Annotated in this window: 15 protein-coding genes; all 15 read left to right on the top strand. The window is 43.2% G+C overall.

What is annotated here, in order from left to right; translation table 11 throughout:
* Positions 1-95: 95 nt before the first annotated feature.
* The 15 genes from DLM75_RS12975 (at position 96) to DLM75_RS12905 (ending at position 12,146) form a co-directional block, all read left to right on the top strand.
* The gene (locus tag DLM75_RS12975) at positions 96-1,691 is read left to right on the top strand and encodes a phage minor head protein (protein WP_118968925.1); all 1,596 of its coding nucleotides are present in this window, start codon (positions 96-98) and stop codon (positions 1,689-1,691) included.
* Positions 1,688-1,900, top strand: a complete 213-nt coding sequence (locus DLM75_RS24910; protein WP_118968924.1) for a hypothetical protein — start codon at positions 1,688-1,690, stop codon at positions 1,898-1,900. The genes DLM75_RS12975 and DLM75_RS24910 overlap by 4 nt, the downstream gene beginning before the upstream one ends.
* A gap of 122 nt (positions 1,901-2,022) precedes the next feature.
* Entirely contained in the window at positions 2,023-3,255 is a 1,233-nt protein-coding gene (locus tag DLM75_RS12965; RefSeq protein ID WP_118968923.1) for a DUF2213 domain-containing protein, read from the top strand.
* The gene (locus tag DLM75_RS12960; protein ID WP_118968922.1) at positions 3,255-4,259 is read left to right on the top strand and encodes a hypothetical protein; all 1,005 of its coding nucleotides are present in this window, start codon (positions 3,255-3,257) and stop codon (positions 4,257-4,259) included. The genes DLM75_RS12965 and DLM75_RS12960 overlap by 1 nt, the downstream gene beginning before the upstream one ends.
* 13 nt (positions 4,260-4,272) lie before the next feature.
* Positions 4,273-5,259 (top strand): major capsid family protein, encoded by a 987-nt coding sequence (locus tag DLM75_RS12955; RefSeq protein ID WP_118968921.1) that lies wholly within the window; start codon positions 4,273-4,275, stop codon positions 5,257-5,259.
* 11 nt (positions 5,260-5,270) lie between these two features.
* Positions 5,271-5,615: a hypothetical protein gene (locus tag DLM75_RS12950; protein WP_118968920.1), complete on the top strand. Its 345-nt coding sequence runs from the start codon at positions 5,271-5,273 to the stop codon at positions 5,613-5,615.
* Positions 5,615-6,253, top strand: a complete 639-nt coding sequence (locus tag DLM75_RS12945; RefSeq protein WP_118968919.1) for a hypothetical protein — start codon at positions 5,615-5,617, stop codon at positions 6,251-6,253. The genes DLM75_RS12950 and DLM75_RS12945 overlap by 1 nt, the downstream gene beginning before the upstream one ends.
* Positions 6,250-6,606, top strand: a complete 357-nt coding sequence (locus tag DLM75_RS12940; protein ID WP_118968918.1) for a hypothetical protein — start codon at positions 6,250-6,252, stop codon at positions 6,604-6,606. The genes DLM75_RS12945 and DLM75_RS12940 overlap by 4 nt, the downstream gene beginning before the upstream one ends.
* Positions 6,603-7,127 (top strand): phage neck terminator protein, encoded by a 525-nt coding sequence (locus tag DLM75_RS12935; RefSeq protein WP_118968917.1) that lies wholly within the window; start codon positions 6,603-6,605, stop codon positions 7,125-7,127. Before DLM75_RS12940 ends, DLM75_RS12935 begins: the two co-directional genes overlap by 4 nt.
* On the top strand, positions 7,124-8,503 hold the full coding sequence (locus DLM75_RS12930) for a DUF3383 family protein (RefSeq protein ID WP_118968916.1): 1,380 nt from the start codon (positions 7,124-7,126) through the stop codon (positions 8,501-8,503). Before DLM75_RS12935 ends, DLM75_RS12930 begins: the two co-directional genes overlap by 4 nt.
* A gap of 12 nt (positions 8,504-8,515) precedes the next feature.
* Positions 8,516-8,926: a phage structural protein gene (locus DLM75_RS12925; protein ID WP_118968915.1), complete on the top strand. Its 411-nt coding sequence runs from the start codon at positions 8,516-8,518 to the stop codon at positions 8,924-8,926.
* Entirely contained in the window at positions 8,923-9,300 is a 378-nt protein-coding gene (locus DLM75_RS12920; protein ID WP_118968914.1) for an LIC_12613 family protein, read from the top strand. Before DLM75_RS12925 ends, DLM75_RS12920 begins: the two co-directional genes overlap by 4 nt.
* Before the next feature lie 52 nt (positions 9,301-9,352).
* Positions 9,353-9,562 (top strand): hypothetical protein, encoded by a 210-nt coding sequence (locus DLM75_RS24435; RefSeq protein ID WP_118969174.1) that lies wholly within the window; start codon positions 9,353-9,355, stop codon positions 9,560-9,562.
* Positions 9,563-9,603: 41 nt separating this feature from the next.
* The gene (locus DLM75_RS12910; RefSeq protein ID WP_118968913.1) at positions 9,604-11,505 is read left to right on the top strand and encodes an LIC12611 family phage tail protein; all 1,902 of its coding nucleotides are present in this window, start codon (positions 9,604-9,606) and stop codon (positions 11,503-11,505) included.
* Entirely contained in the window at positions 11,505-12,146 is a 642-nt protein-coding gene (locus tag DLM75_RS12905; protein ID WP_118968912.1) for a phage baseplate protein, read from the top strand. Before DLM75_RS12910 ends, DLM75_RS12905 begins: the two co-directional genes overlap by 1 nt.
* The last annotated feature ends 13 nt before the right edge of the window (positions 12,147-12,159 follow it).

Raw genomic sequence — 12,159 nt, 5'->3', positions numbered from 1 at the left:
AACAAAGCTGAACAGGTTCTGATTCAAAATAAGAGTCTACGATACTATGTCGTAAACCGCTTTTTCCATCTTTCGATAGAAACAGGTGAAAATCGATGTATCCGTTGAGTTTGGAACGCCAATATTCAAATCTCTGGAAAAAGGAAATTTCTAAGTTCGCGGAAGAGATAAACTCAAAAGTTCTGAAACAGGTCGAGGTATATACTAGTACTAGTGAAGCTCGCGCGGATTCCTATTTCTATATCCCTGCTGTTCGATTGGATGTTTCGGATCTTCGAGGACTCCTCATTCAACTTAAAAACCAGTATGGAGATTTTGTTCCTCGCAAAGAATTTGAATCTCAGATAAAAAGAAATGTTCACCTGATAGACGCATGGTCTCGGGATAAGACTAACGAGTTCGTTAAGAAACAGTATGGTGCTATGAACTCTCCGCCAGTTGCCGGGGTTGTTGGTGGGAACCGATCTGACTTCAGAGTTCCTGCTATAAAAATCCCTGAGAAAGAATCTCCGCAAGTTTGGGACAGAGTGAATCAAATGATTAAGGAGCAAACAAATCTTGCTTCGAGCGCATTTCGGGATCACTTCGAAGCCGTTCAAAAAATCGTAACCGACGGTCTTTCAAAGGGATTGAAATACGAAGACATTGCATCCAAGATTAAAGCGGCGACCGGAATTTCAGAACGGCGAGCCGAGTTCTGGGCAACAGATCAAACTGGAAAGTTTTTCAACCAGCAAAGTAGATTGAGACAGACTAAAGCAGGCTTTCCAGGATACTTTTGGAGAACTCAAAAAGATTCACGGGTTCGTGACCCTCACAAAGATGTCGCAGATAAATTTTATACTTGGGATTCTCCTCCCTTAGTTCAACGCAAAGGTGGTTTAGCGGCACATTTGGAGCCGGGAGATGATTGGCGTTGCCGATGTTTTCGAGAGCCTGCATGGGGTCCCAAGGGAACCGTTCCGAAAATATCGAACGCCCCAAAAAGCCCATCTCAGATACAACTTCCCCCACGACCACAGCCAAAGAAAATAATTTCGATTTCGGACACGATTACTTTGAATCTTCCTGATCCTACGATCCAAGCGAACATCCAAAAAACTCTTTCTGATCTGGATTCCATTCTTCGGTTTCCTCCTGATAGAGCAACTGCAAGCGTTCATTATCTAAGCGGTTCCATGTTGAAGAAGAATATTTCGGGATTGTTTAATCCGAATACAAACCGAATCGAGTTGAATGGTTCCCAGACTTTCAAGAATGTTTACCAATCTACTTTTGTCCATGAGTTTGGTCACATGATGGATTACAATTGGATCGGAAAGCCTGGGAGATATGAGAGTGCTTCTCCTGAATTTTCTGAGTTTAAGAAAGTTGTTCAAGACACTCAGCTTTATAAAAAACTTAATAAAATTAATAATCTCGGTTGGCTTAATGAACCGGGCGCGAACAGTCCCGTTCCATTAAGTCCGACACAACGAAAGCTGATTCCGTATCTTCTTTCTTCAGAAGAACTCTTCGCAAGAGCGACCGAGCTTTGGACCGCGAAGAAAACGAATTCACAAAATCTAATTGCACAGATACGAAAAAAAGGTAACATGAACTTTGTGAATCATTATTGGGATGAAAATGATTTTGAATCTGTAGAGAATGTGCTTGATAAAATTTTTAAAAAGTTGGGTTATCTAAAGTGAAAAAGGTTTCTGACATACTATCAACTTTGACTCAAGATCAGATTGCAGAACTTTACGGAAGACTCGGAGATCCATCCGCTCCAAGAAATGAAGTTGTCGCCGCAATTATGAAATTTAAAAACGTTTCTGAAGATGAAGCGCAAAACATCTTCGAATTTAATCTTTCGATGTCCGCACAAATGGAATCGGATATAAAATCCCGAGAATAAAATCTTCTTTTTCAAACTTCTTACTTAAACTAAATTTTCAAATCAAAAACGCCGGAAATTGCGGCCTCTTGTGTGACCTTGCGACCTTGTTTCTCTAGTAGGTTTACGTTATCATTCAATGCGTGAAACCGGAAATAGCGATTCGTTACGATTCTGCAACCATCGAGCTTGGAGGACTGACAGAGGATGAAACTTTCTTAAGGTGTCCTCTCGTCCTCGCTCGTGCCGGTGTATTCCCCTATGTTTACCCTGACGGAAGAATTGTTAGAGAGGCAAAGCTCCCAGAGGATTTATTCTCTGCGGAAACTCTCGCATCTATACCGGGGAGACCGGTGTGTGATAACCATCCTCCTGTTTCGGACAACGACGGACTGATTACAGACAAGAACTATAAACTGTATGCAAAAGGTGCGCTCGGTGATTCGGTTCAGGTGAAGGACGATGAAATTCACACCACACAAACAATTTGGGACGCAGAATTGAAGAACTCCATGAGGCGCGGTGAGAAATTACAGATTTCCCCTGGATTCCGCGCGGTGTTAGACCCAACACCGGGAGTTTATAAGGGACAACGATACGATGTGAGACAACGGAATATCCGTTTTAATCACTCGGCACAATTAGAAAAAGGCAGAGCTGGCGACTCCGTTCGCGCTTACCTGGATCACGCTGATATTCCGGATAACGTGAATATTGCCGTTATCAAAACGGATTCTTCTCAAGGAGAGAATATGGCAGACCCAACCGAAACCGAATCATCCGGTGTAGTCAAAGAGATCAAAGATTTCTTTTTAAGTCTCGGATTGAAACCACGTAAAGACGCGGCAGAAGATCCAAACGCAACGCAACCAACTCCGCAAGTTACAACCGAAGCGGATAAGAACACCGCAACAGTCCAAGATCAAATCAAAACCAAAGACGAGTTAATCAAGGCCCTTCAAGATAAGGTTAAACTTATCCAAGGTCAGTTTGAAGAAGCTCAAAAACTCCTTCAACAAGCCTTGATGCCCGCTACACAGGACGCGATTGCACAGAGACGACTCAATATTATCGAGACTGTGAAATCACTGAAACCAGAAGCAAAGACGGATGGAATTTCCGAAAAGGAACTCAAGATTCTTGTTATCAACGAAGCCTTTCCTCCTCAACAGGGAGTTCGATTGGATTCATTAGATGACGCAACCTTGAATATTCGTTTTGAGTCCGCCGTTGAACTTGCCAGAGAAAAAGCCGCGATTCGCGGAGGGGGAACCCAGAAACCTGATGGAAGTGGTGAAGCTCGTCAAGACGGCGATGATCTCAAAAAAATCAAAGAGAGTCGACGCAATATGAACGCAATCGAGGAGAAGAAGTAATGAAGAGCAAAAACTTTTTAAGATTTCTAAGCATTCTGTTCGTCTCGGCATTTGGCCTGGCGTTGGCAAATGTAGAACCATTAGAGTTTGTTAAAGTGTTTTTTCCGTTCGGAGGATTCGATTTACTTTCTTTATTCGGATCAACTTCATTGGCGATGATTGGAGCGTCAGTTCCCGAAGGTGGTTTGTATAATGAAGCCCCCGGATTATTCGGAACTCAATCCAGAGATTCAGACTCTTTCAAAAGACGTGGTGGTGTTGCGTCAGTCGGGCGAATTCCATTCGGCTTTGGAGTGATGCTCGTGGCAAATGGAGAAGGAATTTCCGTTGTTGGAGCCGATGCTGTTCAAGATACGAAAGATTTTGGATCTGGAAACTCAGGACTCAGAATCACAACGAAGTCTCCTGATATTTGGGCGATGATCGCCATTTTGAATCCCGGAACAAATAACGCAACGCTCGGAGTATCGATAACCGGAGAAGGAACGCAGGCCGTTCCGTTTGTGATCACCGTCAACTGTGCAACCAACGGATCGGCTGTAATCACATCAACGGCTACTCTAATCAAAGATGCGCTTGAAGCGAACACAAATATCAATCCTGCAATCAGTGTCGAATTTCTTGGAGACGGCTCCGGTGTTGTTGTAGCGGCTCCTTTAACTGCGTTAAGCAAAATTGCAACTGCCCTTCGTTTTGATGGAGTGGGTTCTTTTTCAACAGCCGCAGGAGATCTCGATAACCTTGCGTATAACGATGGAGAGCTTTGTTCATTTATAACGAAAGGAACTGTTTGGATACCTTGTGAAGAAGCAGTGAGCGAGATCGATCCAGTTCGAATTCGAATCGTTGCGGAAAGTGGTAACTTAGCTGGAGGTTTTAGGAAAACTGCAATCCCAGGTAAGACCGCAATCGTGAACGGCGTCAAGTTTGCGAGAAATTCAGACATGGGAGCCGCCGAGCTGGATCTTGCATCCGGTGTCTATTCCCTAACGTTGGATAACTAAGGAGGTTATTAATATGGCAGATAAAGCAGTATATAGAAAAGCAGATTCCGAATACATCAAGAAAACGATTCTTACTCCACGAAAGAACGAACTTGTAGCAAGGACGATTTTTAACATAGACGAAGATACTCCTTCCTACTCTCACAGCTACACGGTTGAACATGTAGAAGATACGGGTTCGGCTCAAGTCATCGAATCGGGTGTTCGTTCAAACGATATGCCCATGGTCGGAGAAAAAGCCGGAAGTCAAGGTGATAAGCTCTTTGTCATTAGAGCCGGATTTACGATTACTCAAGAAGATTTGGATCAGGCAGAAGCGAGAAGACAGTCTGGCAAAGGAAGTGAGTATCCGGTTCGTGACAGACGTCTTAATGGAACCAGAAGGTTTATCGCAGAGCAAGAGAACAGGATTATTTTTCACGGTTTAAAGTTGGCTGGGAAAACAATCAAACAAGGTCTTTTCAACTGGAATGGAATCCATGAAGACAACGTAGCCGCAACTGGAAGCGGAGCTGGTATCGAAAAATATCTGTTCAAGAACAAAACTCCCGATCAGATCCTAAACGATTTCATCGATGCAAAGGCACAGTTGGAAGGTTCCGGTTTGTATAAAGCCGCCGGTTGTCTGATCGACGATGAAGATTACATGTGGCTTCTTAAACCAATGTCGAATCAGAACAGCATGACAACTCTTCAATGGTTGTTGAGTAACCAAGACTTGATCTTTCGACGTGGATTTATCCGGACCAAAGATCTTTCTTACAAATTCCTGAATAAGAAAATCGGCTCCGATTTGATAGGAGGATTCTGTCTGTTTGACGATTCTTCTGACGTAGCGGAAATCATTATGGCTTCCGAACTTGATGTGAAGGAATCGGTTTGGGACGATTATGAAGGTTACATGAAGGTCAAGGGCGAAGAGAAAACCGGAGGAATTCATGTGTATAAACCGAAAGGGATCGTGATGAGATACGGAACTCACAAGGCTCCTGCGGCTTAAGGTAGACTAACGTGGCAAGAGCAAGTATAGCACAGCTTAGAGCGTATGTTGGAGATCCTGTCGCGGACTTAACAGATCCAGAACTGCAGTTGTTTCTTGATGATGCTGTCGCAAGCGTCATCGATAACACTGCGCTTTCTGAATCTCACCCGCGATTCAATGAACTTCAACGTGCCCGAGCGGCTTACTTGCTCTTCAACGCAAATCGAATGAAAAACGAAGTTATGGCGGAATCGGCGGATGGAATTTCTCGTAACTACGATACGAATATTTCACCGGGTATGCAAGTATCTTGGCTTGATTTATATAATCAAAAACGAACTGAGATTCTTGGATTCAAGGGGCGAGTTGGATAATGTCTGCGATCATTGAAGACAACACAAACCTTGATGAACTCATAAAGGATCTGGAATACATCGAAACGGCAACGATTACAGTCGGACTTGTCGGTTCCATAGATAGCGATCTTTTGATCAGTGCAGGAGCCAATGAGTTTGGCGCAGTGATCAAACCTAAAAATTCAAAATGGCTTACGATTCCATTGCTTCCGGAACTTCGCGGAAAGAGTCCTCGGAGTATCTCCGGTCTTAAGTTCATCCCTCCGAAAAAAGGGAAATCGTCTGCGATGCTTGCAAAGTTGGAAGGAGGTCATTTGACTCCGCTCTTCATTCTTACAAAGAAGGTTATCATCTCAGAGAGATCTTGGCTACGTGGAACGTTTGATTTGCAATCCTTCCAAGAGGCAGTGTTTGAGGAATACGAAAAAGGAATTCAAGATTTCTTCAACGGTGAAATAGAGGCTATACAAGTTTTACATCGCATAGGTCTTAGAGCGGTTTCAGAGATCAAAAATCGAATCGCAAATAACGATCCTCCGTTTAAAGATCTTTCTGGACTGACTTCCAGTTTGAAAGGAAATACAAAACCGTTACGAGATAAATTAAGATTATTTAATGCGATCAATTATGCGATTGATGGGAAGGTAGCCGCATGAGTTTGACAGGCGTTGCCGATTCTCTGAAACCGTTTATTCGCCCGGTTGTGTATTACAAGAAACTACCTAAGACGAAAAACTTAAAGGGTGAAACCGTTACGACATACGCTGACGGAATTACTTTAGATCTTCCTGTAACGACTGTTAGCACGAGACAATTGATCGCGATGACGGAAGGAATGTATACCTCGGAAGATAGAAATTTCTATCAGCTCGGAAACGCACTTCCAATTGATTATGAAGACAAGTTCGAATTCAACGGCGTGAAATACATCGTTTCGATGATTAAAGATATGACCTTTGAAGCTGGATTCATTCGCTATGTCTGCAAAAAGGAGATTCGCAAAATATGAAATTCGAAGATATAAGATCCGTGATGGATAAACTTCAAGCAGTCTTAGAAGTATATTATCCCGGAATCAAAGTTGAACTGGGAGATCAAGATGCAGAAACACCTTCTTACCCATTTGGCTCGTATAAGGTTCTCGTTTTAAATCAAGACGGAACGAAAAGTTCGTCTTCTTGGATTGAAGCAGTCGATACCGATCAGTTTAAACAAGTCTCTCGGAAAAATCAACACGCATCAATCAGCATGGCCTTCTTACACGATAAGTCCATCGCAACCTGTTGGGATCTTTCCGAAAAAGCAATGGATTGGTTTGATTCAATCGAAGGACTTACAGAATGCGAAAAATTAGGAATCACTCCGCAACTGATCACAGGCGACGTGCAAGATCGAACTACAGTTTTGGAATCAGTGCAGTATGAATACAAGACCGGATTTGATGTGATGTTCAAATCCAGAAAGTTAAGCGAAACACAAGTTCAAGCAACCGCAAGCGCGCCTTCGGTTGAATTTCAGGAGGAAGCATGAGCGCACAAACTATTTCCAAAATCGATCCGATCAGGATTAATATTTTTCTAAGAAACACACCTGTATCTCAAATGGGATTCGGGTTGCCAATGATCTTAGGGATCAAAGCACCGATCTATTTCTTACAGGTCTTGAACGGTTCCGCCGGTCTCATCTGGAAATCTGCAAATTCCGGGGTCGTTAACGTTCAAGTGAAATACGTCGTATCTGGAAACAGCACGTCCCTTTCGGTTGTCCGTTCCGGAACTGGCACATCGAACGATCCATACTTGATTACGGTAAATGTCGGAACCGACTTGACCGGTCTTCCGACTTCTACTGCTCATCAAATCAAACTTGCGGCTGAAGCGGTCTCCAACGTAGCCGGTGCTAGCAAGATCGTTGACGTTAGCGAAGTCGTCAATACCGGAAGCGGAATTGTTTCGGCATTTTCTCAAGCCGCTTTGACCTATGAGCGATACATGGAGATCACCTCGGCGGATGATCTTCTTGAACTTGGGTTTTCGTCTTCCGATAAAGAATACAACCAAGCGACAAAAGTTTTTAGACAAACTCCGAGACCAAAGACAGTGGCTGTCTTTCTTTTAACTGCATGGGCAACTGCACCCGAAGAAATTGCGAGTCTGAGAAACACCGGGAAAGATTCCTGGTTTAAGACCGTCGCTACGGTTCACACCAAAAGTGAAATCCAGGCGTTAGCCGACTATCTCGCATCGATCGAGAAGATGTATTTTGCCTGCACAGACGACATCACAGCTCTGGTCGGAAGAAACTCAATCTGGGAATACTTCATGCTTCATAAGAACCCAGACTCGTTTCCGGAAGCGGCGTGGGTCGGAAATACAGCTCCTCGTAGAGTGGGATCGTATAACTATGCCTACCTTCCATTGGATGGAGTGGAAAATTCCGGATACACAAACTCGCAAACGTCCTCGATATTTTCAGACAATGGAAATTTGATCGTCGATTTTGGTGGAGCGCAAGTTCCGTTTCCTGGAATTTCTACAGGAAACGTTTACGCGGACGTCGTAGAAAATCGTGCTTGGTTGAAAGCAAGATTGAGGGAGAACATCACGAGTCTATTTCTGAATTCAGACGTCGTTCCATATACGATCCAAGGAATCCAAATGATCGAAGCGCGTATGCGTGAAGTTTTCGTTCAAGCCGGTGTTCAAGGAATCATTGCACTGGTTGAGACGGAAGCGGACAAAGCCCGCTCTGATCTTGGAGACTATCAATACAAAATCAACTTACCCGAAGCGATCGATGAGATCCCTACAAACGACAGGAACAATCGTGTTCTTCCGAACATCACGTTCTCCTGTCGTTTGCGTGGTGCGATTAACGAAGTCGACATTGACGGTGAACTAACCTAAGGAGTATTCGAAATGAATGGAATTTGGGACCCAAAGAAACTAAACGTAAACTGTAACGGACGTGAAGTTTCCGGAATGAGTCAAGCAGACGGCTTCTTTAAAATCGAACCCGTTACGAAAGAATACATCATGTCTCAAGTCGGAATCAAAGGGGATTGGAATATCTCTGAGGTGTATGATGGAAGAGTAAAACTCTCAATCGTTCTTATGGGAGACTCGCCCGAGAATGAATTCTTTTTCGCGATGGGAGAAGGACGTCTTCCATGTGTGTTCACCGTAAAGGATAAGAGTGACGGAGGAATGCTCGGATTCTCTGCACAAGGGAGAGTTTGGGAAAGACCAACAATCGAACGAGGGAAGGAATACAAGGACAGAACTTGGGTATTCCTCCTTCCAGACTATAAAGGAGTTTTAACAACATGACAACAGAAAATATCATAGTAAGAAGCAACCGAGACCAAGGTTCCGAAAAAGCGAATCCTAAATTAGAAGTGATCCCTTCGGAACCGATCCTCGTGGAAATCGATGACGACGCAAGAGTGGCAACGATTCAATTTGTGGATGGAAGAAGTTATAAACTACAGCATCCAGGGAACCGTAAGGCATTGCGTTGGAGACAGGAATCGATTTCTTTAACAGAAGGATTAAATCAAGATAAACTTTTGGACAAGTTCTTTAAGTTTAGTGTAAAACCGGTTGATCATTCCTTCGAACCTACTTTAGACAACATTGAACCTAACCATGTGGAGGTGTGGTTGCATATCGCAAATCGATTTCTTAAGTGGGAGTTGGAATAACCGGTTCCCAAATTTTGACGAAGTTCCTTCAGTTGAAGAATTTCTCAAATGGATAGACGAAGAAGTCGATCGCGAAATCCAAATCTGGAAGCCGTTCATTCTCGGAGCGGCTCAGTTCAGCCAAAGTGAAATTGAAGATGCACCTACGATTCTTTACGCTAAGATTATGGAAGTTGTGGATCGAAGAAAGAAGAGAGAAGCGGAAGAGAAGGTAGAGGAGTTGAAGTTTCTCGCAAAATTGATACGAGGAACCGGTTTTTAACCAAAGTCGTTTAAATAAAGGAACCGCAAAGAGAGAACCAAATGCCAGTCAGACAACTCAACATCGCTCTTAAAACAAACAAAGGTGATACAACTGACGCCCTTAAGCAAGTTAAGGAAGAATTGAACGCAGTAAAAAAGCAGTTCTCTGATCTTGGAGGTTCTCTCGATCTATTCACGGATGCGCAGGCCGCCTCCTTTAAAGAATTCGGCGAATCGATTGGAGATAGCCTTGCCGGAAAAGCAGATCCCGCAATTTCCGAACTTGCGAAAAAGTTCAAAACTACGGAATCGAACATGGAAAGGCTTATTTCAAAAGCGCGTGGAGAACTTAAACTTGAGTCTGAGTTAGAGGCTACCGCGAAAGCCGCCGGTCTTACAGATAAAGAACTTGAAAAGCTAAATCAGGAAATGTCTGATACCGCAAATAGCGCAAACTCACTTTCGGGAATGCTTAAGCAAGTGGCGGCGATTGGAATCGCCTTCGCCGTTGGTTCTTTCGCGACGGCCTCCATTGAAGCGGCCACTGCATTAGAAAAACAGAATGGAATCCTTCAGACTCTTTCTGGCACGCAATATCCAAAGCTACAATCTGCGATCACACAAACAATTCAGAATTCAAAAGGTCTGGCTTCAGAAGGGAGTCTTTCGCAAGTCGCGAATGACGCGATGAAAGCGGGAATGTCCGTTGATTTCATTTCCAAGAATCTTTCAGGACTTCAACAAGTTGCGGAGGTCACAGGCAATGACCTGTCCACTTCTATGAATGAAGCCTACCAATCTATCCAAACAGGTTCCGATGATTTTCTAAAAAAGAACGGTGCGCTTTTCTCTTCTTATACAAAAGAATTCAATCAAATCAATAACTCTGCAATGACCGAAGTGTCCAAGCGGCTTGCACGGGAAAAACTCATCTCTAACGCGCTCAAAGAAAACTCTTCGCTTCAAGATGCTTATGGTTCTCATTTAAAATCGTCTTCTGCAATTTTTCAGGCATACAATCAAAGACTCGGAGACTTGAAGGAGATATTTGGAAAAATCCTTTTGGATGGAATGAAACCATTCCTTTCAATGTTTGTTAGTATATTAGAATATTTTACTGTCGGTGAGAATTCAGTCAATCGAGTCAAAGGTGGCCTTATTATCTTCGGGGCAGTCTTTACTGGGGTTCTCGTTGCAATCACTGCCAAAATGATTGCGGCGTCGGCAGTTACCGCGGGAGGAATGATTCCCGCTCTTTACGGAATGGCTACGGCAGGCTGGGCGGCTATTGCACCTTGGCTTCCTTTCATTGCAATTGGAGCCGCTGTCGCCGCCACTATTGCCTCGATCGTATTAATTGTGGACGATCTTCTTGTTTGGATGGATGGAGGAGAATCGATCATAGGCGAATTTTTAGGTCCATTTAAAGATTTCGATTTAAAGAAACTCTTTGGGCAAGCATTCGACTATCTGATAAATCTTGCAAAGAAATATGGAAAGTTCATCATTATGGCTCTCTTTCCGATTTCCTTCATTTTCGCTTACTTCGATGAAATTATAGATTGGTTTAAGTCACTTCCTTCTGTAATCGAAAATCTTTTCAAAGAGTTAGGTCCAAAAATTAGAGAAGCATTCAGTGGTTTTTTGCCTTCTGGGTTTTTCAAAGCAGGAACACCTGGGAGGGCAGATAATTCGACGAATGTGAATGATGCTATCATAACGAAGACTGGTCGGGTGATCCACACGCATCCCGATGACAACTTAGTTGCTGTAAAAGATTTAGGTTCTCTTGGAAGGTCTAAATCATCTGGAGGGATCATCGTCAATATCGATAAAGTTGTATTAGGTTCTGAATCCCCCCAAGAAAATGCTCACATATTCGCAAAGTATTTAGAACGAGAACTGGAAAAGATTGCAATTAAAATCGGTCTTGGCTCGGGCCTTTCGCCAGAGGCTATTTGATGGGAGTCTTAAGTAAAATCACGGGACGGGATACGGTTGCTTTAACGGATGGTGACGATGAAGTAGAACTCAATGTTTCCTTTGATATACAACATACTTACCCGGCTGAGATAACACAGCATCCGATTGAAAAGGAGAAAGGGAAAACCTCGGTTACGGATCATGTGATTCCTGGTCAAAGAGGAATTACTTTATCAGCTCTTGTCACATCCTCATTCTCGATCACCACTCTTACAAAGATGAAGGTGGATGACAAATTGGAAACCCTGATTCGTTGGCAAACGAACGGAACTTTCTTAACGATGCTCGGCTATACAACCGGTGGGATCATCACTAAAATCCTTTCTATGCTTCCTTCTTTTTTTCGGTATGTGCCTCCCGATGATCCCGATAAAAGATACTTAGGCAGATCCATAGATGAAATTCCGAACCTCCTTTTAGGAGACATTACGTTTTCTGAATCTAAGGATACCGGGGATGACGTTAGTATAAATCTTTCTATTTACCCTGTTCAAATTGTGGAAGCCAAAACGAGAAATTTAAACGCTGTAAAATCTGGAGGTAAAAAGCCAGTGAAAGAAATTACGAAGACTGACAATCCAAATCCGGCAAAGAAAGGTATTTTTAAATCTTTATTTTAAGGTTAAATAAATC

It is taken from the genome of Leptospira stimsonii (assembly GCF_003545885.1).
Classification (GTDB): Bacteria; Spirochaetota; Leptospiria; order Leptospirales; family Leptospiraceae; genus Leptospira; species Leptospira stimsonii.
The sequence above is the reverse complement of the archived record's forward strand: the minus strand, read 5'-3'. Positions and strand labels throughout refer to the sequence as shown.